This window comes from Shimazuella sp. NTD247, from assembly GCF_059510415.1.
In genome coordinates this window covers 259,970-284,474 of record NZ_JCAJZU010000006.1, presented here as the reverse complement: position 1 = coordinate 284,474, position 24,505 = coordinate 259,970, and the positions used below count along the sequence as shown (strand labels likewise).

Below are 24,505 nucleotides of genomic sequence, written 5' to 3'. Positions count from 1 at the left end.
AACGTAGCAACAAAAACTCTGTTCAACCGTGGGGCTCACGGACTTAGCTTGGTAATGAAGTAGTCAGAAGGCTACCGTCCCAAGAATCCTATGGATTCAGCCATGTGGAGTGTCAAAAGTCGGAGATCTATATCACTAGGCATTAATAAGCGAACATTTATTAAAATTTAATTGTATAAACATATTTTTTCTAATAGTTTCCTAAAATCAAATTTGATGCCAAATTAAGAGAAATACTGTACTCGCGATTCGTCTTGTTTCATTGGAATTTTCCCATCACTTTTGCTTTCCCATTCTGAAAGTTTGTGGTCGTTCTCATATACAACTCTCAAAAAATTTTTGCAACTTTCTCCGTTTGTTCAAGTCCTTCATGGATGATTTCTGTTCTGCGGTCTGGATATTGATTATGTCCTTCAATAATTACCGATGTGATGTCGGTAATTCCAAATAATTTTAAGTTTGCAAGTACCAAATTTACAGCCATTTCTGAAGTGCTTTGTTCCCCAGAGTAATCTCCCCCTCGGGCATTTAGAATGACTACTTTTTTATCTGGTGTTAAACCGATCGGTCCTTCTGGAGTGTAACGAAAAGTTGATCCTGCTCGATTTAGATAGTCGAAGTACGAGTGAAGAACAGCTGGAATCGTTTGATTCCATAGTGGGAAAGCAAAGACTATTTTTTCTGCTGTTATAAATTGAATTAAATATTTATCTGCTACTGTTACTTTTGCTTGTTCGTCTGGTGTCAGATCATATCCTTGGCTTGTTTTAAATATGCCACTTAACATCAAATTATCAAAATAGGGAAGATGCTCCTGAAATAAGTCTACTTCTTTAATCTGATCATTGGGATGATGATCTTGATAACTTTTTAAAAATGTTTCATACATTTTAACACTAACAGATTGTTCATTTGGACGATTGTTCGCTTTGATAAACAATGTTTTTGCCATGATAGTTTACTCCCTTTTTTAATATTAAGTTTAAGAAACAATGTTTTTTGTATTAACCTTAGTTTTGTATATTTAAAATTTCCTTTTTACGTTTGGCACGGAACATGAAAAATGAAATACTAATTGCAATCAAAGAAATAATCAAACCTAATGTAAATGCACTATGAAATCCAGCTAACTTAGCTGCAGCTATTTCCACAGTACTTTTAGGATGAGGTGATTGCATTAAATAAGCTGTTTTGACAGAAGATATTCTACTAATGAATAACGCGGTTCCGATAGCTCCAGCAACTTGTTGCAATGTACTAAATATTGCGGTGCCATGTGGGTATCGATCTTTTGAAAGCTGATTCAAACCATATGTTTGGGTAGGCATCATTACAAGAGATATTGCCACCATTAATAAACAATTAACCCCAATAATTTGTACTGTTGAAGTAGATGCATCCATCCTAGTAAACATCCATATTGCCATTGCAATTAACACAAGTCCAGGAAAAATGACTACTCTCGGACCGAACTTATCAAAAAGTTTTCCTGCTACTGGGCCCATCAGACCATTTAATATACTACCTGGTAACATAATTAAACCAGATTGAAATGCTTTTATAAGTAATATTCCTTGTAAAAACATAGGTAACAAAGTCATAGTAGAAAACAGAGTCATCATAATGATAACCATCAGGACAACTGCCAAAGAGAAAACAGGATTTAGAAATGTTCGCAGATCAAGAATTGGGTTTTGAATCTTTAATTGTCTCATGATAAATCCGATTAATGAAATCACTCCAATAACAAGTGTTCCATACACCTCTGGATCTGACCAACCAATGTCACCAGATTTACTAAAGCTATAAACGAATCCTCCAAAGCCAAGTATAGATAAAATGATTGATAATACCACATTGGGTTTTGTAATTTCCATTACGTTCGTTAAATACCTCAAACCTATCGTAATAGAGATAACCGCAGGAGGAATGACGATATAAAATAGCCAACACCAATCATAAGTATCAATGACAATGCCGGAAAGTGTTGGACCAATTGCTGGTGCGAACATCATGACTAGACCAATTAATCCCATTGTAGCTCCTCTTTTTTCAGGTGGAAAGATGATCAAAATGGTATTCATCATTATGGGCATCATTAATCCTGTTCCCAATGCCTGGACGATACGACCAGTAAGCAAAAAAACAAATGTTGGTGAAAAAGCAGAAATAAACGTACCTGCTAAAAAAGTGAGCATAGCAGATAAAAATAGTTGTCTTGTTGTGAACCATTGCTGCAATATGGCTGTAACTGGTAATAAAATTCCAATAACGAGCATGTATGCTGTGGTTAACCACTGAATGGTAGTTGCAGGTACTCCGAATTCATTCATTAGATTTGGTAATGCATTGCTTAACAACGTTTCATTCAATATCGCAACAAACGCACCAAAAATTAATGTAATTATAATTGGTATTCTTTTTATATTTGATAAATTAATACTTGTATGTGCTGAAATTTTTTGGTTGTACACAAATGTATACTCCTTCTTCCTCCTTTATCTACATATGTAGAATAATTGATTTATGATATATAATATACACATGTAGGTTATATGCTGTAAGAATCAAATTTGAAGTTCTGTCTATTTAGTCTACATAAAGAGGTGAGATATAGATGAAACCGTCAAAAAAAGAAAGCGATCTGAGAGTAAGGAGGACACATAAACTTTTGTGGAATGCATTGGAGGAGTTACTCTCCGAACCAAATCAAGCTTTTAACAGCATTACAGTGAACCTAATATGTGAGAGGGCAATGGTGCACCGAACGACTTTTTATAAGCACTTTGAGGACAAATATGATCTGCTGTTTTATGGCATGTCCCAGTTTAAGAGTGACTATCTGAAGTTAAGTTTAGAGGAAAGGTTAAAAAAACCATTTGAAAATATGGCGAAAATGCCGAATTTAGGTTTAATCGAGAAGATAGTAAAAACACAGGAGATAGATGCTATTCTCAATGGCTTTATAAAGAAGCAAGTCAAGGAGACATTGCAGAATGATATACAAGAAATGACGAAACGAGGTAAAAAGATCACTGTACCAATCGAGATCATAACAGAATTTTACTCAGGAGTAATTGCCTTAATGAGTACATGGTGGTTCCAAAATGATCGGAAAATCCCTGCAGAAAAGATGGATCGTTATCTTTCTGAACTAATGAATAAGGAATTTTTTGAATAAAATGGAAAGATATAATCTTTTGCAGTTTTTTTGATATTAATGCACATAGTTTTTAAGTTATCCTTATAGTTCTATTTGATTGATTAAAAATAGAGATTAGTAAAAAAACTGGATAATTAAATGTCCTACTTATATCAATATATTTATTAGGAGGTGTCAGTTTGATGGATCAAATAGATAAACAAATTCTTAACTTATTATATGAAAATGCCCGAATTTCGATAGCACAAATCAGCCGAACAATCGTATTGAGCCAACCATCTGTTAAAGAAAGAATATTGAAGTTGGAAGAACAAGGGGTTATTTCTGGGTATCAAGTTAAGTTATCACACGAAACATTAGGTAAAAATACTATTGCTTTTGTTCAACTTAAAACGAACCAATGTAACCAATTTCTTGACTTCAGCAAATCGACACCTGAAATTGTAGAACTTTATCGTATGAGTGGAGAATATAATTACATGATGAAAATAGTAACTGAATCAAATGAAACCTTAACTGACTTTTTGCGTAAACTAAGTATGTTTGGATTTTCTCAAACGATGATTACAATGGCAACTGAATTTGAACAAAAGATTCCTTTTTCAAAAGTACAGTAAGATCGTTCTCATGGAACGAGAACGATCTTACCACGATATCTATTTTTAGAGAAGACATGATGTGCGGAAGCTGCTTGTTCTAGGCGAAATACTTCTGATACCCGTAATGTTAATTTTCCAATTTCCGCTAAATGAGATAGATCTGCTAATTGGTCTGAATTGCCTTGAACCCATGTAGCATGAGACGTTATACCGCGTTGATCAATATTTGAAACTCCTTTTCTTTGAAAGCTAGGTACAGTGGAAGAATATCTTCCTTCATCACGAACCGAAGCGATTGTATGGTTAGCCATCTCGCCTCCTAATACATCTAAAGCCCCATCTACACCTTTTGGAAATAAATCAGTTATTTGTTTTTTGATATCACCATCTCGTTCTATCATGGTGTCGACTCCGAGGGAATAAGCAAAATGCATGTCTTCTTTTTTACCAATTCCTACAACCTTTATTCCGCGGTGATGTGCAATTTGTGCAGCAAAACCACCAACTGCACCAAGCGGTGCGTTTATTAACAGAGTTTCGTTTGGCTGTAGATTGAGCCAATCCAATGATTGATATGCTGTTAATCCAGCGAGTGGAATGGTAGATGCAGCAGCAAAACCAATTCTTTCTGGAGCTCTGGCAATCGCGTCTTCTGGAAGCACGATATATTCCGCATATGTTCCAACATGGTTTACCACCTGATGAGAAAAGGCAATGACTTTATCACCGACTGCCCACTCTGATACTTCTGAGCCAACCATATCGATCACTCCTGCAGCATCCCAACCTAAGACCATTGGGAAAATTGCAGGTTCTACCGAAAATGGTCTATTTCTTAATTCTTTTTTATCATCTGGTATAAGAACGCCTTCTCTTGTAACTAGATCAACTGGATTTAGTGCTGCTGCATGAACTTTAATTCGAACTTCTCCAGATTTAGGTTCCGGAATGGGTAGATCTAATATTTTAATTTGTTCAGGCTGCCCATATTCTTCAATTGCTGCTACTCGCATAAATTATCACTCCACTTCTTTTGTATGAGTAAAGTGTAAAAAAAATAGAGTGTTTAATATATAGAGATACAAAGGGAATATAAGTGTTTTACCTTATTTTCTTATGAAGAATAAGTATTTTACCTCAAAAAATATATTGGATATTATAATCAACTGACAAGTGTATTGAACTGCCGTTTCAACCAGAAGTCTTAAAAAGGTAATAAACAGGGATATCTAGTTATTTGTTGTCTCTTTCAAGGTGATAAAAATATTGATAGATTAATATAAACGATATAAATCTCGTTCATAATCGCGAAGATCATTTTTCAATCGTTTTCTTTTACGCTCAAGATCATCGATAGATCGCTCCGTACGTCGAATTTCATCTCTAATTTTTTCAATTTTTCTTTTTAGATATTTAATCTCTTGACTGTTATCTGGTTTCCCGCTTCTGTTACTTCCCCACCACATATAAGCAACCACCTTTCATTTTTTATTCAGATTGGTCTAGCAATAGAGGCAAAACATTACAGATTCATTTTAAATATAAGACAGTGTCAAAGGGAACCATAAAAGAATTTATTAGATTATGAATGCCGATGCAAGCCACATAATGAAGATGATAAAGTTGAATCTGACTCCAAAATAAACATATTTTTAATGCTTACAGGAATGTCATAAAAAAAATCGTCTTCTGAATGTTTGAGAAGGCGATTAATGTAAAACCTGCATAAGTGATGAATCATTTTTAGATACTTTTTTTTACAAATTCGATTACTTTAAACGGGTCTACACGTTTTGTGGGATCAGAATGGACTTCTGCAAACACAATCTTACCTGATTGTTCAACTACGAATGTAGCTGGTTTGGGAAGTTCCCATACATCATTTCCATTGTGGCTTGGAACATCTATTGCCAAGTCCTGATACACTTTGATCAGATAGTCTGGTAATTTAAATACCAATTTAAATAGTTCAGAAACTCTATTGCCTTTATCACTAAGAACAGTGAATTCCAGCTCATTTTTTTCTTTAGTAGATAAAGAGGCATCTGGTAATTCCGGACTGATAGCTATTAATGCTGCTCCAATGTCTTTGATAGTATTTATTTCTCTTTGATAAGCTTTTAATGTTAAATTGCAGTATGGGCACCAGCCGCCTCGGTAAAAAATCAAGATTATGGGTCCTTTTGAAAGTTCTTTCATTATATCCACGGTTCTTCCTGTTGCGTCAGGAAGTTTAAAAGCTGGTATTTGATTTCCCGCTTTCAGTCCTAGTGCGCTTTCTGATTCCTCTAATTCCTTTGTGGCCTGTTCCATTAATCTTAACTTTTCCTGAGAAACATTTTTGATAAATGTTTCTCTGAACGCTCTTATTTCTTCAAGTAATTTAGTCATATTCTGTTTCGCACCTTTCATTATTTGGTAAATCATAATTCATTAACCCAACAGTAAAATCAGGAAATACAAAATTTATATAATTACTCAGAGGAGTATTTTTTCAGTAATTCATTAGGAGCATGTTGAAGCAAAAGTTTTTTCTGCTCGAAGTCCTCTAGATTGTTAGAGACAGTATACCTTGCGGCTTCCACGGATTTTCGCTGTAATCTCTCTACATCAAATCGATGAAGAGATTCGTATTGCGTGAATGCTTCCTGGTAATTAGAACTTTTCATCAATGTATCTACTAAATGATCCGCTCCGAGCATTGCTTTGCCGCCGCCTGTTCCAAGCATAAAAGTCATTGCATGTGCGGAGTCACCAACCCAGACAGTTCTCCCGTAACTCCACATAGGTAAGTTGATAATCGTCATTGAGTCTTCATATATATAGTCAGGGTCAATCTGTTCAATCACCTGATCAATTCCCCATTCAATAGACTTACATTGCTGTAGTAAGAATATCTTTTTCTGTTCTCCTGAAAGTTTGATATTTCGATTTTTTTGATACATGAATAGACCGGAAGCATAGTTTTCATCAAAACCAAATTGCAGATAAAAGCCTGGCAGATAAGTAGCATAATTTACCCCCAATTCTAGATGACCAGGTATATTTTTCTTAGTGGGATTCTTTATTGTAAAGACCATAAAACCAATATCCTCATGGTGTTCATAGCGATTTCCTAGTAACAATTTTCGTGTTTGTGAATGAACGCCATCTGCACCAATGACCAAATCAAAGTGTTGCCGTGTGTCATCTTGAAAGGTTACTTGAATACCTGTTCTGTCTTCTATTATTGCTGAAATGTTTGCTCCAAACTGGATGGGTGTATGATCTCGAACTGATCGATAAAGAATTTTATGCCATGTGAAACGGTGAATAAGTACACGTTCTAATTCCGTACCCCGTGTTGTCTCTAAAAAAATTTCATATAATATGTTTCCTTTTTCATCAAGGAATTGCCGTTTTGCTAATTGTACATTTCTTTTTTTTATTTCATCTATCAAGCCCAGTTTTCTTAAGACGAAGATCGCATCTTGGTTTAGTTCGACCATAGATCCTACGGAACGAAAGGAAGCTGCTTTTTCAATTACGGTTGGGTTATAGCCTTCCAGTAACAGCCGTCTTGCTAGTGTAAGCCCAGCAATACCAGCACCTGAGATCAAAATATTCATGAATGTTCACCTACTGATGTATTAGATGGTTTGAGCATTTTGTTGCCTAAAGTCCAGATCAATAAGCTTGCTATTAACAGCAAAAGAAAACAAGTGTAATAGGGAATTTGCGGGGACAACTGGTAAAGTGAGGTTCCCAGTAATGGAGCAATTATGGACCCTGCTGCATTACAAGAAGTAATGATTCCTGCAATTTTCCCTTGCTGCGTCCGATCTACGTTTAGCGAGGTTGCCGAAATAGAGGCTGATAAAGTCATCCCTATTCCCGTGCCAATTAAGAAGAAGGAAACAAAGAAATAAAGAATCTCATGTGAAACGGACAACAAAAGAAAGCCAAGACAAACAATCGGCAATCCAGTTCTCATGAATTTGCTTGGTGACCAACGAACCCGATTGACGATAAGTACTTGGGAAAACACAAAGGATAGACCTGCGGTGGTAATCAAGATACTGACATAACGAGTTGCATCTTTTACCAATAGGTGTAAGGTATCTAGAATATAAAAACCAGAAATGACTTGCATCATGGATAATGACATCGACAGCAATAGACTGCAAGTAAGCGGTAACCATACTTTCGAGAATTGTATGGGATTTATAATAGTATCCTTCGCACTATTGTTGTTGATTGGTTTTTTGTTGTTTAGGGAAACCCAAAGCCATATCGTGACACCTGCTGTCAAAAAGGCTGTCACTAAAAATGGCGTTGCTATATAGAATCCTGCAGTTAAAGCACCTAACATCGGTCCTAATACAAACCCAAGTCCATTTGCGCTGCCAATCAGAGATATTGCTGAAAGTCGTTCTTTTCCAGTTGTGATGTCTGCCATATAAGCTTGTGAAGCAGACGGGATTGCTCCAAAAAATAAACCTTGCAACAAGCGAATCAATATTAATAACAGAAAGATTACTAATATAGAGGAATGGTTTGATAAACCAATTTGAATCAAAATGCCAAATAATATCATGGTAATCGTAAATCCAGTCATTCCGATAAGAAGAATTTTTTTACGCCCCATTACATCGCTTTTTCGCCCAAGGTAAAGACTTCCTACAATTGTCATAATAGCTGTGATCGAAATAAGCCATCCAGCTTGCATTTCCGTTAATCCCATGCTACGTGTGATTGGACCTATTAAAGGATTGATCACTGCGATCCCCATCCAACCACTAAGGACACTTGAAAAAATAATCCATTTTGGATTCATCGAATTAGACACCTCGTTTCTTTGTTGTCATTATCGATGATTAATGCAATCAGCACAGCTCTAACTGGGATCACTTTGAATCCAATCGGGAGCAATAAAAAAGTAACCTGAATTTAGGTTACCTCGTAAACCGATATTGACTTGGTGTGATGCCGAACTTATCTTTAAATGCTGCTGCAAAACGACTTGGATTTTGATAGCCGACTGCAAGGGAGATTTCGGTAACATTCATTTCTCCTATAGTAAGTAATTGTTGTGCTTTTGCTAGTCTTTGATCACGTATATAATGAAAAACGGTCGTACCTAGCAGTTCGCGAAATCCCTTTTTAAGCTTGAAATCGTTCATTCCTACTGCTTTTGAAATCAAACGAATCGTCATGGGATCGTCTAAATGGCTTAATATCCACACTTGTGCCTGTTCGATTTGCTCTTTGTCCGATTTTGACCATATAATAGTATGTTTTGGTTTGTTCCTATTTTCATACTTCGCAAAAAAGATAGTTAATAGTTCTAATGCTTTGCTCTCTAAATAAAACTTCCCCATATTTCCTGTATATGGGCATTGTAATATTTGTTGAAGAATTACCTGCAATGTTACATCAGTTGGTTTTTGTATAAATTTAGCTTCTCCCTTTTTGAAAAAAAAATCTAAGGTTTGTTTCTTATCCTGTAAGATTTGCAGAAAATAATCTTGAATAGCGGATTCAGTAAGATGTATACCCACTGTTAAAATCTTATCGCCAGCAGATTGTTTCAGACTTACAGAAGATTCATGTAAAAAACTCATACTAATCTGGTTTTTTTGTGTTTGATAAGTTTTATGGTTTGCTTGAAACAGCATATCTCCATTTAGATTGAAACCAAGTTCAAATAAAGGGGTCGCTTGATAAGTTTGCAATTGGAAAGACTGATGCATTTTTAAATCTCTAATGATTAATTCAAAACCATCACGTATCAGATAGCGAGTCACTTTGCCTTCGGCAATATCAGGATGATAGTGTAAAACATGTTCATAAGATTGTTTTTGATAAAAAGGAGTAGTTGTCGCTGATAATTGATTGAATAAATTATCATGCATAAAAAGCTAACCTCCCATAATAATCTCAAAAATATAATGATTATTTATTTTGGCAGTAATATTCGATTTCAAAGATTTTTCAGTCTGGAGCAGCTTTTACCACTTTTGGAAGAGATGTTGATAGAAGAAGTTAGATATTGATTATACCAATAAAGTAACTTGATAAACCCAAAAGAAAACAATTTGTATTTTGTGAAAGAGCCAAGTGTACCTTTAATACACTTTTTTGAGTAAAATAAGTAGAATAAAAGGAAATTGCCTTCTCAGGAGAACGGCGATTTCCTTATGGTTAAATTTGCTCCAATTCACTTTCATCCTGTTGTGATATGTCGATTTCTCTTGCATTAGTAGTAAGTAGGCTATTTTTTCCATCATTGTCCATAACGAATGGCTTCCTGTGCAGCTGATTTTGCACTTAGCATTGCTGCGTCGGCTAATCGACCTTCTTGTCCAACCCAGTCTCCAGCAACATATAAACCCTTTATTTCTGGGACAATTGGACTTGGCGCTGATCCAGCTCCCATATGATGTATGGTATGTGCATCATGAGCAACCAATATATTTGGCAGGTAACGCAGTGTAACAAGTTGTTCTTCCCATCCAGGTTGGAGGAGATCTAGCAAACAAAGCAGTTGTTGTTTATCTGCTCTTGTATCTGTTTTTGATTGATTGTCATGATATTTCAAAACATGAAGGACATGGGAACCATTTTCACTTAATCGAACGGATAATGAGTGAATACCGAAGTAAAAAGGCTGATCTAAACCAAGAGCAAAAGAACGTTCTGGAAAAGGCAATTGTTTCAGTGCTACATCTAGACAAGCTGCATAGAGTGAATAAGACTCATCTTTCCATTTCTTTATTGATGTTTTCTCTGCATCATTGACGAGTTTATAGACTTCATGCGGCCCTATTGCTGTGATGACACAAGTTACTTCGATTTGTTGATCATCCGTTAATAAAACTCCATGTACTTTGCCTGTGTCTGTTAAAACTCGTTCTATTTTTTTTCCAGTCATAAAGGTGACACCGAGTTGATGTGCAAGTTCATATAGCTTTTCTACAGCTTTTTGCCATCCATCTTCTACATACCGAACTCCCTGGCCTGCAAGTTGTCCTTGTTGTAAGACATAGCCTGCACTGATGGCGCTCGGATTATTACTATAGGACCATTGCTTACACATAGCGAGGAAAAAAAGGCGAACTCGATCATGAACAATATTATTTTCCGCCCATTCTTGGATACTAACTGAACGGAGGGAACTGGTATCAATTTTACTTAGTTCTTCCATAATCTGAATCCACTCTTTTTCTTCGTCTGAAGATACATCTGTAGGCATCTGGATGATTTTCCCTTGATATACCCCAATCATTCCGCCCTTAAGAGCATATCCTCCTTTTGGAACACATTTCAGCTCTTTCAATACCTCTAGCGCACCTCCTCCTTCATACATTGCGTGAGGGCCAAAGTTGAATAGTGCTCCTTTTTGATTCGTTGTCTGAGAAAAACCTCCTAATTTTTTTGCTTTTTCAAACAAAACAACTGATTTTCTAGCTTTTGCAGCATAAATGGCTGCCGTCAAACCTGCTAATCCTCCACCTATTACAGCAACATCAAATTGTTTCCCTGCTGATTTTTTCATTTGTTTTTGAGCCTCCAGTTAACTATTAATTTTAATTAGATATATAATAGATAATAATTATCTATGATTAATTCGAAAAAAATTACTTGTTAATACGATTCATGAACCATTCTTGTTTTTTCTCCAAAATTTCAGATGGAAATTCTCGATCAAGTGTTTCTTTTAACCATAAAAGGTTTTTTTCTTTTAAATAATTCTCCATTTTTTGTTCCGCTTCCAACATCGTGAGGTTAATGCGACAAGGAATATGATGTGTCGGTTCATCTGCAAATTGAGGGATTAGTCCATTCTCCTTAATGTTTCTACATGTAAAGATGGGCCGGCGACCTTCAATTGCTTCAACCACATCAAAGAAAGATATTTTTTCAGGGGGCCTTTTTAGTTCATATCCGCCTTTTACCCCAGGTGTCGATTGAATAATATTTGCTTTTGTAAGTTTGGTAAATATCTTTGATAAGTACGTTACCGAAACACCTTGAAATTCGGCTAAGTCTTTTATGGCGATCGGTTGCTGAACCGGAGGATTAACTAACCACACAAGACAGTGTAAGGCATACTCAACTCCAATACTATATGCCATGGAGATTCACCTTCCATTAAGAGATATCATAGATAATATAAGTCTATTATAGCCGTTTATTCAAAAGAGTCAATTGAAATATAATATTTTTAAAAAATAGTAGCGTTATGTATTCTAGCATCTGACGAATAACTTAACCATATTCATATAATAAGGTGGACCCAAAGGGAAAACAAAAAAATCGCTTCTTAGAAGGCGATTTTTCCTCTACTATGATTACATTATACTTTTATTTCACTATAATCCTCAGAAGCAGGTCGATTCTAGGAGTTGTATACTCAGGATCATCATGAAAATTTAAGGTCATTAATCCATTTAACACCATTAAATAGGTGGAAACAAGTTCTCTCGGATTTGTTTGTACAAAATCGCCTGTATCTTGTCCATCGATAATGAGTTGTTCAAGTAAATCGACATAACTATTTAGAGAGTATTCAGAGATCAAATCTTTTATTTCCTTAGGAACTCCTTCTGAAGTTCGAACTTGATGAATAAGCATGAAATATTGTTGTCCTTGTTCATCTAGTATGGATTCTGTCAGAGATTTGATTTTTTCCATCGGCGAACCGGAGGATTCTGCAAACAGTAAAATTTCATTTTTGGCTTCTTTTAAAGCATTTTCTACAAGTATCGTTAAAATTTCATCTTTCGACTCAAAGTACCGATAGAGAAGACCTGGACTTATTCCCGCCTCTGTCGCTATCATATTTATTTTTGTACCCATAATACCTTTTCTCGAGAATACTTTTAATGCTGCATCTAGTATTTGTTTTCTTCGCTTTAATTGTTTTTGGGAAGAGGACGGGTTATCTATATGAGATGACACGATGCTCGCTCCTTTTTATTTGGATTTGGTTGTGGATTTGTCCCCCTGTAAACTATCCTATTTATAGTTAGGATATTATTTTTAAGCTATTTAAGCAAAAGTAGGTAAAATCTCATCGAGGATTTCTTCAAATGGTTTGTTATGTTCTAAAAGTAAATCCTCCAGAAATTTTTTCCCATCTTCAGAGGATTGGAGTACTTTTTCGACGATTGGAGCATGTAAGATTTCATTTGGGCTAACGGATAGAGTTGCTACATCCCAATATAGCCCCACTAGTTCCCAGTCATTTGAAGTCGTAGCATACTCCAAAAATAGTTCTAAGTATTTTTTTCCAAAATCTAATCCCTTGATGGGAATGGAAGCTTTGTAAGTTACCCCTTCCCATTTTAAATCATTCGCGCAGTTTAACCACCATGCTTTCTCAATTATTTGTTGAAATTGCTGCATCATATCCCGTTCAAAACTTTGGTTTTGTTCTGATAGTTGTAATTTCAATCCTTCCGCTAATGCTTCTGCTTCCAAAGCTGCTACGGTCATTCCTTGACCAAAAATAGGATCGTAAATGCAATAGGCATCTCCTAATACCAATAATCCTGCTGGCCAATCTTGCATTTTTTCATAGTGATGACGGTATAACTGCGGGACACGAAATCCTCTTGGTTTGGAGACTGGTTCTAATTGCTGAATAATTTCGTGGGCCGCAGGAGTAGGAAGTTTAGAAACCTCATTTTCATACTCTTCTTCATCAATAGGAGGAAATTTTCCACCTGGACGATATAAAATCATCTCGGCAATCCCATTTTCAATAAAAGAGAAAACTCCTTTAAACGTGCCGTTTTTAGGTTGACCATCAATGTTGATGACATCCCACTCCTCAATGAGATGTTGCAAATGAGAAGGCGTTTGATAGCGACGTGTACTGTATCCTAATTGAACATCTAATATATCAGGTTGAGGTACTTGATATCCTAAAGTAGACAACCACTCTGGTAGTTTGGATGCACGGCCGCTTATATCCAATACCAAATCTGCTAAGTAAATTTCCTCCGTTTTTTCCGCATTTCGGTTACGAATAGAGACCCCGGTGATAGAAGTACGATCTTTTGATGCGAGCAAACCTGTCACCTGTGCGTTGGTGATAAATGTTACATGCTCGATTTTTTTTACTTGTTCTCGAATAACCCATTCTAATAATGCTCTGCTAAATTTCAGATCATCACGTTCATATTTTACTGTACTGCTACCATATTGATTTGAATTCAATACTGTTTTGTCGAGAGAAGAATGCGCACCGTGTTTGAGTAATTGGTCATAGTATTCAGGAAATAGTTTTCTGGTAATATCTGCACCTGCAGCAGTAAATCGATGTGGATGAAAGGCATGAGGAGTTCCTGCACGATTTTCGGCTTTTTCAGGAAAATCGTCTCGATCGATCATGATGATTTCTTTATAGTACGGTGATAATACCTTTGCTGCATACATTCCTCCGATACTTCCGCCGATGATAATAGCACGGTTTGTCATATCTTTGGATAGGGCTGGTTTTCTCATAATGGTATTCCTCCAAATCAGAAAATAATTAAATGAATCATTTATTTACTTTTTTTAATATAAGTGAAATTGATGAGAAAGTCAACATTATATTTGAATACTCAGCTCTCATACTCTCGTCTTGAATTGAAATATTTTTTTCGGTTGAAAAATATTAAATATCTTTTCTGTTGAAGAGGGAGCAGCTGCTCATTGCCTAGCAAATAATTTAAGTCGGATGCGTCAAGTAGTTTTTGATTTTCTAGATGAAGTATTCCAATAAATATAAAAAGCTATATGAAATCACTTTGAAAAATTAAATGTCTGATAATTATGAATTAAATTTGAAATAAGGGGAAATCGTATGGGTTACGGTTTTCCTTTATTCTTTTTTAGATCAAATATTTTAATCGTATTTTATTGTTTATTTTAATGTCTTATTTAACTATTCGAAGATGCACCGGCGCACAGATGCGCTTTGTGATACACAGGAATATCCTTTCGAGTTGAGAAGGGGATTTTTTTTATGAGTAAACATGAAAAATGAAGTTCTGAAAAAATGAGAAAAGAAAACACCATTTCACAAGATAGATGGAACAGACAATCAATACTCCAAAGGAATAACACCATGAAAAACCGGAAAACTAAAAAAATAAAAGGAGCGATTTTATGAAACGAACCATCGCAGATTCCATTGTGGAAACGCTGATTAATGCCGGTATAACAAGAATTTACGGAATTATTGGAGACTCACTTAATGCCTTGCTTGATGCAATTAGGCGATCTGGAAAAATAGAATGGATTCACGTTCGACATGAGGAAGTCGCTGCATTTGCTGCAGGTGCAGATGCAGCTTTAAACGGGAGTATTGCGGTGTGCGCTGGAAGCAGTGGACCAGGGAATCTACACTTGATCAATGGGCTGTATGATTGCTACCGCAATCGTGTTCCTGTACTAGCTATCGCTGCACATATTCCGAGCTCTGAAGTTGGAAGTGAATTTTTTCAAGAGACCAAACCGGATCATTTATTTAAGGAGTGCAGTGCTTTTTGTGAAGTTGTGACCGGTGCGATGCAAGTACCTCATATTGTTACAACTGCTATGCAGACTGCTATTGCTAAATCAAGCGTATCTGTTTTAGTTCTGCCTGGTGATGTGGCTGCTTTTGAATTCGATGAAAGCCGCACTCCAATACGCGTTATTCATCCGACACAGCCGATTGTTCATCCTGATCCAGAGGAACTGAAACGTTTAGCTGGATACTTGAATGGAGGCAAACGTATTACTTTACTGTGTGGTGCTGGATGTGCAGGTGCTCATAAAGAAATAATGAATCTGTGTGATAGTTTGAAATCCCCGATGGTAATAGCACTTCGGGGCAAAGAGTTTCTTGAATATGACAACCCGTATTCGGTTGGATTAACCGGCTTGATCGGATATTCCTCTGGATATCATGCCATTATGGAATGTGATGTTTTATTGATGTTAGGAACAGATTTTCCGTACCGGCAGTTTTATCCTGAGAATGCTACTGTTCTCCAAGTAGATATAAATCCTGCTCATCTCGGTCGCCGTACGCCATTGACGTATGGGGTTTGTGGGGATGTGAAAGTTACAGTAGATGCATTATTACCATATTTAACTGTGCAACACTCTACTGAGCATTTGCGGAAATTTTCCAATCATTATGCTGATGTCAGAGAAGAATTGGACAAACTTGCTACACCAGGACGATCGACCATTCATCCCCAGTACTTGACGAAAGTAGTAAGCGATCTTGCAGCAGAAAATGCAGTGTTAACATGCGATGTTGGGACACCAACTTTATGGGCAGCAAGGTACCTGCGTATGAATGGAAAGCGGCGTCTTCTTGGCTCATTTAATCATGGCACGATGGCCAACGCACTTCCACAGGCTATTGGTGCTCAAGTAGCACAGCCAGACCGGCAAATTGTCTCTTTATCTGGTGACGGAGGACTTACGATGCTGCTGGGTGATTTACTCACGCTTCGACAGCATAAGCTGCCAGTAAAAGTCGTTGTCTACAATAACGGATCACTAGCCTTTGTGGAACTTGAAATGAAAGCAGCAGGATACTTGGAGATTGGAACTGATCTAGATAATCCTAATTTCGCAGCTTTGGCAGAAGCTATTGGTCTCAAAGGTATCCGAGTGGAAAGTGCGTATGATTTGAACGATGCAGTTCATCATGCATTTCAGCATGACGGCCCTGTTGTGTTGGATGTGGTGGTTAATCGTCAGGAATTAGCGTTGCCGCCAAAAATTACTTTCGATCAAGCACGCGGTTTTACAATGTGGATGCTGAAAGCGGTACTAAGTGGGCATGGGAATGAACTAGTTGAACTTACAAAAACAAATCTGTTTCGATAAAGGCAGAAATGGTTATCCCAAATTTATATTGTATTTAATGATATAAATTTCTGTATCTTCCAGACAACCTTCAAGTTTCCGTTTGCTTTGTCTTTACTTTTTCCTTAGAAATTTTTATATTTAAATTTATATTGAATTTCTATCAAAAGGAGAGAGATAGATGACAAATCAATATGTTACACGTGCAGTGAAAATACTAAAAGAGAATAGGTATCTAACACTAGGAACAAGTTCAGATGAAGGAGCTTGGGTTGCACCTGTCAACTATGTGATAGGCGAGGAAGGAAACTTATATTTTTATTCCGCTTTGAAAGCGCGTCACTCTCAAGATATTGAAAAAAATTCAAAGGTCATGTGTGCCATCTATAACTCTACAGCAGTGGGAGAAGAAGTAGACGGCATGCAATTTATTGGAAATTGTACTGTTGTATCTGGTAGGGAACTAGAGGATGTCTCTGAATACTATTTTCAGACTAACTTTCCTGATCCAAAAGAGCGCGAATGGTGGTATCGTCCTTCTACATCTTTTGAGGGGAATGCTCCATGGAGATTTTATAAGATTGAAATTGTAAATATATACATTATGGATATAGAAACGGTCCTGAAAACACAAATCGATGGCCGTTTAGAAGTTGAGGTAGGTAAAGTACTAGAAGAACTGAAAAAACAAAAATAGGGGCATAAACCTCCTATTTTTGTTTTTTCAAATAGATCTTGCGATTCGAAACCCAATATCATCTATAGAAAAATCAGGCATACTTTTGCGGCGGCATGTTGCTCCACATCCGCGTTCTTCTTCTGCCCAGCTCCCACCGCGAATTATTCGATAGTTACCAAAGGTCGCTGCATCATATAAATCCCAGCACCATTCCCAAACATTGCCGATCATGTCATACAAACCCCAATCATTAGGCATTTTTTTCCCAACATCATGAGGTTGTCCGTTTGAATTTTCTTTATACCATGCAATCGCATCAATATCACCATAACGATATCCTTTTGAAGTTGATTTACATGCATATTGCCATTCTGCATCTGTTGGCAGGCGAAAACCATTTGCATTATTATAACATTGCGAGCGAAAAAACCCACGGTAGGGGTAGTGGGATGAAAGCGAGCATTAGAAGAAGATACTTTTTTGTTCTTTCGTAAGTTTGACTATTTTTCAGATAAGCTTGACAAGTAACGAACATACGATCTATAATATTTGCAAAAATTCCAACAAGGGGGTGATTCCATGCATAAAGCTTTTTCTTACCGTCTTCGACCTACCAAAGTACAGGAGACAATGATCCATAAATCCATCGGCTGTAGCCGTTTTGTATTCAATCATTTTCTTGGCGAATGGAACAAAGCGTATCAAGCAACCGGAAAAGGACTGACCTATGGCATTTGTTCCCGTTTCCTAACGGAGAAAAAGCGAGAGTTAACCTGGTTGAAAGAAGTTGATTCTACTTCCCTGCAAAACACCCTCAAACATCTTGCGGATGCCTTCCAGCGCTTTTTCCGAAAACAAAACGATGCTCCGCGTTTCAAGAGTAGGAGAAATCGAGTGCAAGCGTATACGAGTCAGTGTAATTATTCCAAAAATAGCAGACCGACCATCGAAATCAAGGGGAACCAAATCAAACTACCAAAATTAGGCTGGGTGAAGTTTGTCCTCTCTCGAGAAATAAGTGGTCGTATTTTATCTGCAACGATCCGTCGTACAGCTACAGGTAAATATAAAATATCCATTCTTTGCGAGGGATGCTATTTGCGATCCATACCAGCGAGAAAAGAAGCCATTGGCATTGATTTGGGTCTGAAAGATTTTGCGATTTTTGATGATGGAACGAAAAAGAATGCGAACCGATTTTTTCGCCAATATGAACAAAAACTAGCAAAAGCGCAGCAAACGATGGCAAGAAGAAAAAAAGACGGGTCCAACTGGCACAAAGCTCGTATCCAAGTTGCTCGCATCCATGAAAAAATTACCCAAGCCCGTCATGATTTTTTACAGAAACTATCGACAAAACTGGTGAACGAAAACCAAGTCATCAGCATCGAAACACTGCAAGTAAAAAACATGGTGAAGAATCAGAAGCTGTCGAAATCGATCACGGATGCTTCGTGGTCGGAGTTTGTTACGATGTTAGAATACAAAGCGAAAGAATACGGAAGGAAGTTGGTGAAAGTGGGGAAATCCTTCCCGTCGAGTCAGCTTTGTTCGAGTTGCGGCTATAAAAACAAAGAAGTGAAGCAACTCCAGCTACGAGAATGGACATGCCCAGAATGTGGCGTTCTCCATGATCGAGACATCAATGCAGCCAAAAACATAGTAAAAGAAGGTAGAAGATTACTTGCCGTGGGGCCCACGGTCTAAGCTTGGTAAACTTCCTTGGAATACCAGGGATTACCCAAGAATCCCACGGCTTTAGCCGTGTGGAGTTGTCAATTAATGATTGTAATAATTTCTCGGACAATAATATTAAAATCGAATGAAATATACAAAATAAACATAGCGAAATAGACAGAAATTACGCTTTTCATCCTTAAATAGTAAAATAATGTGAGGAATAAAGATGATTCATATACTGCTTGTGGAAGATGATTTAAACATCCGCAATATGACTGCGTTTTATTTGAAAAAGGAAAGTTTTACCATTCATGAATCAGAAAATGGGAATGATGCGCTGTCCATTATAAATGAAAAGATCATCGATCTTGTAATTTTGGATGTGATGTTACCAGAGAAAGATGGATGGGAGGTTTGCCGGGAAATACGCAAAACTCGTGATATTCCTATTTTGATGGTGACAGCAAAGCGGGAAATCGATGAGCGAATCAAAGGGTTGGAGTTGGGAGCAGATGATTATATTACAAAGCCGTTTGATCCACACGAATTAGTCGCACGGGTAAAAGCGATGTTACGGCGGGCTCGAATCACAGCAAGCAAATGGATACAATTTGGTAATACTACTCTAGATGCAGATAGTTATACAGTACGTACTGGAATGGAGACAATCAAATTACCACCCAAAGAGTTTGAGTTATTGTATCAATTAGCAAGTTATCCTAGTCAAATTTTTACCCGAAATCAATTAATTGAACGTATCTGGGGAATGGATTATGACGGTGATGACCGAACTATAGATGTCCATATCAAGCGGCTTAGAAAACGGTTAGACTTGCAGACAGATGATTTTCAAATTACTACAGTGCGTGGTCTTGGATATCGATTGGAAGTGACTTCGTGAAACGCACCCTCTATGTTCGGTTGGTGATTACATTTGTAGGGATTGTGATTATCAGTCTCCTTATTTCTTTTGCAACTGCAAACTTACTCTACCGTCAAGAACTCGAAGAGCAGGTTCATCAAACACTTGTGCAGCAAGGAAAAGAAATCATCACCATGTATCAACAATATCCTGTAAAAGAAATTGATTCTTACCTAGAGAGTATTTCAAGGTTAAATTATGATATTTGGTTATATACGAGTGATGAAAAAGGGAGCTATTATGGCTCCGCGTCTTCCAAAAAAATAAGTCAGCCATTTTCAAAAGCGGATATTCAGCATGTTTTAAAAGGTGGTATTTTTTTCGGCAACCAGAAAAATAAGTCGCTGCAAATGGTTGGTCTTCCATTTCAAATCGATGGAAAGCCACATGCGCTGTTCATCAAACTTCGTGTATCCAAATTTATGGGGACATTCGATAAGATTGTTGATACCGTTTTGCTTATTATATTTACTGTCGGCAGTATTTTAATCGTTATTGCATCCCAATATATTGTCCGGCCATTAAAAGCGATGACTTCTGCTACCAAGCAGCTTTCAGGGGGAAACTTTGATATTGATATCCGTGTAAAACAAAAAGATGAACTTGGTGTGCTCGCAGATAGTTTTAATGCGATGGCAAAAGAATTAAGGGAAATTGAACAGATGAGACAGGATTTTATATCAAATGTTTCTCATGAGATTCAGTCGCCACTAACTTCAATTAGAGGTTATTCGCAAATGTTGATGGATGAAGCAATATCAACAGAAGAACGCAATTCGTTTCTGCTTATTATTCAGCAAGAGACAGAGCGTTTATCTCGTTTAAGTGAAAATCTGCTAAAATTGGCCTCTCTTGAATCCAATCATCACCCCTACCATCCAGTAACTTATCGTCTGGATGAGCAATTAAGAAGACTCATTGCATTTTTAGAACCTCAATGGGCACAAAAAAGGCTTAATATGAGTTTGACACTGGAAGAAAGCTTTATTTCCGCTGATCAAGATCAGCTTAGCCAAGTATGGCTGAATCTTATTGGCAATAGTATTAAATTCACACCAGAAGGCGGTAAAATTGCTATCGATCTTGTAGATGCAGAGAATGAAGTGACCGTGTCTATTTCAGACACAGGTATAGGAATCCCAAAAGATTCCTTCTCTCATATATTTGATCGTTTTTATACAGGTGATCCTGCAAGAAATCGATTAAAGTCTGGTAATGGTCTTGGATTGTCTATTGCCAAAAAAATCATCGATTTGCATAATGGAAACATTATAGTAAATAGTGAAATGGGAAAAATAACAACATTTACCGTTATTTTTCCGAAGCGAGACGTTTAGGGTATTTTTCTATCTATCCTTAGCAGAACAGCCTTCTTGGAAAAAAGAGGCTGTTTTTTGTTCGCTGTTTTGACATGATTTTTACTTTTTGTTCATGTTGAGTTCATTTTAAAAGAGTAGGTTTATCTAAGTGAATAAAGGAGGAGTCTAGGTGACGAAGTGGAGTTTAAAAAACAATGTAGTAATCTTCTTGCTTGCCATCATTGTCATCGTGTCTGGAGTACTTATTTCTGGAAAACTAAAGCTAGAGACTATACCAGATGTGAGTAATCCTGTTTTGACAGTACAAGCCAATCAAATGGGCGCAAGTGCAGAAGATATCGAAAAAAATATAACCAAACCGCTTGAAGATGTGATCAAGCAGCAAAATGACTATGAAAATATGACTAGCACATCAAGTGATAATATGACAAACATCCAAATCACCTATCCGTATGGAGCTGATTTGGATAAAAAAGTACAGGAGTTAAATAGTGATTTTGCCAAAGTCAATCTGCCAGAGGAAGCAGATTATCAAATCAAACGAATAAACTTAAATGATCTTCCCGTATATTCTGCTTCCTTGTCTACGAAATATGAAACAGATTTACAAAAAGAACTGGAAGATAAAATTGTTCCTGAGTTAGAAAAAACAAAAGGGGTAAATGTTGTAACAGTAAGTGGAACCAAAACATCTAAAGTTTCTATCCATGTAGACTTAGATAAAGCAAAAGCTAAAGGATTAACCTTAAATGACATTAAGCAATCACTGCAAAACGAAGATTATTCATTGCCTGCTGGCTCTGCAGAGACAAAAGATAATACGATTGCTGTACGTTTGGTTGGAAACTTGCAAAAAGTAACCGATTTAAAAAATGTGCCGATTCATAGCGCATCAGCAGGAATGAATCAGCAGCTAACTGCTCCAGCAGCTCCTGTTAAATTAGGGGATATCGCAGAGATCAAACATATCTCAGAACAAAATGAAATCAGCAAAGTCAATGGGGAAAGTGCTTTTCAAATTCAAGTTACCAAAGATCAAGATGCGAATACAACGGATGTTTCTAAGTCTGTACGAGAAATCTTGGAGAAGTATCAAGATAATGTAGCATTTAAGATTCACCCGATTTTTGACCAAGGGAAGGAAACGGAAAAATCGATTTCAAGCCTCATACATGAAGCACTTTATGGAGCGATTTTCGTTGTATTGATTATAGCGCTGTTCTTGCGAAACTTCCGAGCAACCATCATTGCTCTTTTATCGATCCCTCTGTCGATTCTTGTTACGCTGACGATGATGGAGCCTTTAGGCTATACCTTGAATATCATGACACTCGGTGGTATGGCAGTAGCAGTGGGTCGAATTGTCGATGATAGCATTGTGGTCATAGAAAATATTTTTCGCTGGAAACAACAGAAAAAAGATACAATATCAAATAAAGAACTGGTGGTTCATGCTACCAAGGAAGTGGGAACAGCTGTAGCCTCATCTACATTTGTGACCATAGCTGTTTTTCTGCCGCTTGCCTTTGTTTCAGATATGATTGGAGAAATTTTCCGTCCTTTCGCGTTGACGGTAGCGATTTCCATACTTGTCTCGTTGTTAGTAGCATTTACATTGATTCCTATACTTGGAGCCTCGTTCTTTAAAAAAGTGAAACATCATCCTGAAGAAACGAGACTTTCTCGTATTTATAGCAAAATGCTGAACGGAGCACTTCGTCAAAAAACACTGATGATTATTGTTTCTCTTTTCTTATTGATCGGATCTTTGGCGTTGATTCCCCAGTTAGGTTTTTCATTCTTGCCAACTAGTGAAGCAAATATGATTACATCAGAGATTACTTTGCCTACAGGTACTACACTTGGTGCGGCAGAAGATTTGGCAGATAAAATCGATGATAAATTGAAGAAGATGAACCGTTTTGACAAACAACAAGTGACAGTTGGCACATCAAACAACCCTTTGCAGATGAACCGTACGGATCAACAAAAGATAACCTTCTCCCTTGAACTGAAAAAAGGAGTAGGGCTCGATAATACATTGACTAAAGTGGAAAATGAACTAACAGACATCAGCCAGGACAAATATCCAAAAGCGATAGTGAAAGTTTCTGAACAAGCACAATCTGGACCTGGTGCTGGAAACAATGTAGAAGTGAAGTTATATGGTGATAATCTCAAAAATTTAACAACAGCATCCAATCAAGTAGAAGATTTATTTGAGCAAAATAACAATCTAAAAAATATTACTAATAATAGCCAAGAAACACGAAAAGCATGGGAGATTACGTTAAATAAAGACGGCAAAGATTTAGGACTAACGCCACAACAAGTGATGGGTATTGTGAATCAGTATTTGCAACCTTTGGATGTGGGCACTTATCAGCTAGATGGATTGGATCAGACAATTGTACTCGATTACAATAAGAAAATAACTACAGTGACTGATTTGAAGAACATTTCCATTCCAACACCAATTGGTAATAAAAAGTTATCTGATATTGCCACAATCACAACGAGTAATGTCCCAGCATCGATTCTTCATGAAAATGGAGATATGTACACAGAGGTAAGTGCGCTGGTGAAAGGGGATAACACACTAAATGTTACTCAACAAATCAAAAAAGACATTGACGCTCTATCCCTTCCTAGTGGTGTGACAGCACAGATCGGCGGAGGAAATGAGGATATTACCGAAGGACTTACGAATTTAGGGATAGCTATTGTTATTGCCATCGGTTTGGTATTTGTAATATTGAGCTTGACGTATGGAGGATTATTAACTCCACTTGTGATCCTATCCTCGCTCTTATTTGTACCTATTGGAGCAATTGGTGGATTATTAATTACCAATCAGCCGATTTCCATGAGTGTAATGATAGGGCTATTGATGCTAGTTGGTATCGTTGTTACCAATGCAATTGTATTGTTAGATCGAATTGAAACAAAGCGGAAAGCTGGCTTTGGATTGGAACAATCCATTATGGATGCTGCAAAAACGCGTTTGCGACCGATATTAATGACTGCATTGGCAACGATTTTTGCTTTAGTCCCATTGGCACTATCGACAGATTCTAGCTTATTGATCTCACAGGGACTAGCTATCACTGTGATAGGTGGATTAACTACTTCAACCTTGCTGACACTATTTTTCGTGCCTGTGTTGTATGCTTCTGTCGGGAAATTTAGGAGACTTGAAATAAGACCGAAAGAATCAGTACGTGCGAGTGAAAATACGAAAGATGAAAAGAAAACAAAAGAGTTAGTTGAAATTTAAACACACCCTACTCCTTCCTTTAA

The 24,505-nt window shown here is 37.0% G+C and carries 20 protein-coding genes and 1 pseudogene; 8 read left to right on the top strand and 13 right to left on the bottom strand.

Annotated features, from left to right (window positions below):
• Nucleotides 1-328: 328 nt before the first annotated feature.
• Nucleotides 329-952: an FMN-dependent NADH-azoreductase gene (locus AC5WOC_RS16470; protein ID WP_496056507.1), complete on the bottom strand. Its 624-nt coding sequence runs from the start codon at nt 950-952 to the stop codon at nt 329-331.
• Between the two features lie 58 nt (nt 953-1,010).
• Complete coding sequence (locus tag AC5WOC_RS16465; protein WP_496056506.1) at nt 1,011-2,474, bottom strand: MDR family MFS transporter; 1,464 nt, start codon at nt 2,472-2,474, stop codon at nt 1,011-1,013.
• Between the two features lie 143 nt (nt 2,475-2,617).
• Between AC5WOC_RS16465 and AC5WOC_RS16460 the strand changes: the two genes are divergently transcribed.
• Nucleotides 2,618-3,181, top strand: coding sequence for a TetR/AcrR family transcriptional regulator (locus AC5WOC_RS16460; RefSeq protein WP_496056505.1), 564 nt, complete (start codon nt 2,618-2,620; stop codon nt 3,179-3,181).
• 164 nt (nt 3,182-3,345) lie between these two features.
• Nucleotides 3,346-3,780, top strand: a complete 435-nt coding sequence (locus AC5WOC_RS16455) for an Lrp/AsnC family transcriptional regulator (RefSeq protein WP_496056504.1) — start codon at nt 3,346-3,348, stop codon at nt 3,778-3,780.
• An 8-nt stretch (nt 3,781-3,788) separates the two neighbouring features.
• Here AC5WOC_RS16455 and AC5WOC_RS16450 read toward each other — a convergent pair whose 3' ends face one another.
• From AC5WOC_RS16450 to AC5WOC_RS16405, 10 genes are all read right to left on the bottom strand, one after another.
• On the bottom strand, nt 3,789-4,775 hold the full coding sequence (locus tag AC5WOC_RS16450) for an NADP-dependent oxidoreductase (RefSeq protein WP_496056503.1): 987 nt from the start codon (nt 4,773-4,775) through the stop codon (nt 3,789-3,791).
• Nucleotides 4,776-5,036: 261 nt separating this feature from the next.
• Nucleotides 5,037-5,228 (bottom strand): hypothetical protein, encoded by a 192-nt coding sequence (locus AC5WOC_RS16445; RefSeq protein ID WP_496056502.1) that lies wholly within the window; start codon nt 5,226-5,228, stop codon nt 5,037-5,039.
• A gap of 277 nt (nt 5,229-5,505) precedes the next feature.
• Nucleotides 5,506-6,153: a peroxiredoxin-like family protein gene (locus AC5WOC_RS16440; protein ID WP_496056501.1), complete on the bottom strand. Its 648-nt coding sequence runs from the start codon at nt 6,151-6,153 to the stop codon at nt 5,506-5,508.
• Nucleotides 6,154-6,236: 83 nt separating this feature from the next.
• Nucleotides 6,237-7,370, bottom strand: coding sequence for an FAD-dependent monooxygenase (locus AC5WOC_RS16435; RefSeq protein ID WP_496056500.1), 1,134 nt, complete (start codon nt 7,368-7,370; stop codon nt 6,237-6,239).
• Entirely contained in the window at nt 7,367-8,578 is a 1,212-nt protein-coding gene (locus tag AC5WOC_RS16430) for an MFS transporter (protein ID WP_496056499.1), read from the bottom strand. The genes AC5WOC_RS16435 and AC5WOC_RS16430 overlap by 4 nt, the downstream gene beginning before the upstream one ends.
• Before the next feature lie 118 nt (nt 8,579-8,696).
• The gene (locus AC5WOC_RS16425) at nt 8,697-9,656 is read right to left on the bottom strand and encodes a helix-turn-helix transcriptional regulator (protein ID WP_496056498.1); all 960 of its coding nucleotides are present in this window, start codon (nt 9,654-9,656) and stop codon (nt 8,697-8,699) included.
• 371 nt (nt 9,657-10,027) lie between these two features.
• Nucleotides 10,028-11,299, bottom strand: coding sequence for a phytoene desaturase family protein (locus AC5WOC_RS16420; RefSeq protein ID WP_496056497.1), 1,272 nt, complete (start codon nt 11,297-11,299; stop codon nt 10,028-10,030).
• An 82-nt stretch (nt 11,300-11,381) separates the two neighbouring features.
• Nucleotides 11,382-11,879, bottom strand: a complete 498-nt coding sequence (locus AC5WOC_RS16415) for an Rrf2 family transcriptional regulator (RefSeq protein ID WP_496056496.1) — start codon at nt 11,877-11,879, stop codon at nt 11,382-11,384.
• A 229-nt stretch (nt 11,880-12,108) separates the two neighbouring features.
• Entirely contained in the window at nt 12,109-12,705 is a 597-nt protein-coding gene (locus AC5WOC_RS16410; RefSeq protein WP_496056495.1) for a TetR/AcrR family transcriptional regulator, read from the bottom strand.
• 90 nt (nt 12,706-12,795) lie between these two features.
• On the bottom strand, nt 12,796-14,256 hold the full coding sequence (locus tag AC5WOC_RS16405) for an NAD(P)/FAD-dependent oxidoreductase (protein WP_496056494.1): 1,461 nt from the start codon (nt 14,254-14,256) through the stop codon (nt 12,796-12,798).
• 648 nt (nt 14,257-14,904) lie between these two features.
• On the opposite strand from AC5WOC_RS16405, the gene poxB reads away from it, so the two are divergent.
• Both poxB and AC5WOC_RS16395 read left to right on the top strand, forming a co-directional pair.
• The gene (poxB, locus tag AC5WOC_RS16400) at nt 14,905-16,626 is read left to right on the top strand and encodes a ubiquinone-dependent pyruvate dehydrogenase (RefSeq protein ID WP_496056493.1); all 1,722 of its coding nucleotides are present in this window, start codon (nt 14,905-14,907) and stop codon (nt 16,624-16,626) included.
• Nucleotides 16,627-16,786: 160 nt separating this feature from the next.
• On the top strand, nt 16,787-17,302 hold the full coding sequence (locus AC5WOC_RS16395; protein WP_496056492.1) for a pyridoxamine 5'-phosphate oxidase family protein: 516 nt from the start codon (nt 16,787-16,789) through the stop codon (nt 17,300-17,302).
• A 27-nt stretch (nt 17,303-17,329) separates the two neighbouring features.
• On the opposite strand, the pseudogene AC5WOC_RS16390 reads toward AC5WOC_RS16395, so the two are convergent.
• A pseudogene (locus tag AC5WOC_RS16390) lies at nt 17,330-17,698 on the bottom strand (formylglycine-generating enzyme family protein); the annotation flags it as partial.
• Nucleotides 17,699-17,863: 165 nt separating this feature from the next.
• On the opposite strand from AC5WOC_RS16390, the gene tnpB reads away from it, so the two are divergent.
• From tnpB to AC5WOC_RS16370, 4 genes are all read left to right on the top strand, one after another.
• Entirely contained in the window at nt 17,864-18,991 is a 1,128-nt protein-coding gene (tnpB, locus tag AC5WOC_RS16385; RefSeq protein WP_496056491.1) for an IS200/IS605 family element RNA-guided endonuclease TnpB, read from the top strand.
• Between the two features lie 199 nt (nt 18,992-19,190).
• Nucleotides 19,191-19,865, top strand: a complete 675-nt coding sequence (locus AC5WOC_RS16380) for a response regulator transcription factor (RefSeq protein ID WP_496056490.1) — start codon at nt 19,191-19,193, stop codon at nt 19,863-19,865.
• Entirely contained in the window at nt 19,862-21,223 is a 1,362-nt protein-coding gene (locus AC5WOC_RS16375) for an ATP-binding protein (RefSeq protein WP_496056489.1), read from the top strand. Before AC5WOC_RS16380 ends, AC5WOC_RS16375 begins: the two co-directional genes overlap by 4 nt.
• Nucleotides 21,224-21,374: 151 nt before the next feature.
• A complete protein-coding gene (locus AC5WOC_RS16370) occupies nt 21,375-24,482 on the top strand; it encodes an efflux RND transporter permease subunit (RefSeq protein WP_496056488.1) in 3,108 nt (1,035 codons plus the stop codon).
• The last annotated feature ends 23 nt before the right edge of the window (nt 24,483-24,505 follow it).

What these genes read in the sequence shown, in the direction of transcription:
- tnpB (WP_496056491.1), top strand. Translation starts at nt 17,864, where the DNA reads ATGCATAAAGCTTTTTCTTACCGTCTTCGACCTACCAAAGTACAGGAG.
- AC5WOC_RS16460 (WP_496056505.1), top strand. Translation starts at nt 2,618, where the DNA reads ATGAAACCGTCAAAAAAAGAAAGCGATCTGAGAGTAAGGAGGACACAT.
- AC5WOC_RS16470 (WP_496056507.1), bottom strand. Translation starts at nt 952, where the DNA reads ATGGCAAAAACATTGTTTATCAAAGCGAACAATCGTCCAAATGAACAA.
- AC5WOC_RS16435 (WP_496056500.1), bottom strand. Translation starts at nt 7,370, where the DNA reads ATGAATATTTTGATCTCAGGTGCTGGTATTGCTGGGCTTACACTAGCA.
- AC5WOC_RS16445 (WP_496056502.1), bottom strand. Translation starts at nt 5,228, where the DNA reads ATGTGGTGGGGAAGTAACAGAAGCGGGAAACCAGATAACAGTCAAGAG.
- AC5WOC_RS16405 (WP_496056494.1), bottom strand. Translation starts at nt 14,256, where the DNA reads ATGAGAAAACCAGCCCTATCCAAAGATATGACAAACCGTGCTATTATC.
- poxB (WP_496056493.1), top strand. Translation starts at nt 14,905, where the DNA reads ATGAAACGAACCATCGCAGATTCCATTGTGGAAACGCTGATTAATGCC.
- AC5WOC_RS16455 (WP_496056504.1), top strand. Translation starts at nt 3,346, where the DNA reads ATGGATCAAATAGATAAACAAATTCTTAACTTATTATATGAAAATGCC.
- AC5WOC_RS16380 (WP_496056490.1), top strand. Translation starts at nt 19,191, where the DNA reads ATGATTCATATACTGCTTGTGGAAGATGATTTAAACATCCGCAATATG.
- AC5WOC_RS16420 (WP_496056497.1), bottom strand. Translation starts at nt 11,299, where the DNA reads ATGAAAAAATCAGCAGGGAAACAATTTGATGTTGCTGTAATAGGTGGA.
- AC5WOC_RS16425 (WP_496056498.1), bottom strand. Translation starts at nt 9,656, where the DNA reads ATGCATGATAATTTATTCAATCAATTATCAGCGACAACTACTCCTTTT.
- AC5WOC_RS16430 (WP_496056499.1), bottom strand. Translation starts at nt 8,578, where the DNA reads ATGAATCCAAAATGGATTATTTTTTCAAGTGTCCTTAGTGGTTGGATG.
- AC5WOC_RS16415 (WP_496056496.1), bottom strand. Translation starts at nt 11,879, where the DNA reads ATGGCATATAGTATTGGAGTTGAGTATGCCTTACACTGTCTTGTGTGG.
- AC5WOC_RS16395 (WP_496056492.1), top strand. Translation starts at nt 16,787, where the DNA reads ATGACAAATCAATATGTTACACGTGCAGTGAAAATACTAAAAGAGAAT.
- AC5WOC_RS16450 (WP_496056503.1), bottom strand. Translation starts at nt 4,775, where the DNA reads ATGCGAGTAGCAGCAATTGAAGAATATGGGCAGCCTGAACAAATTAAA.
- AC5WOC_RS16440 (WP_496056501.1), bottom strand. Translation starts at nt 6,153, where the DNA reads ATGACTAAATTACTTGAAGAAATAAGAGCGTTCAGAGAAACATTTATC.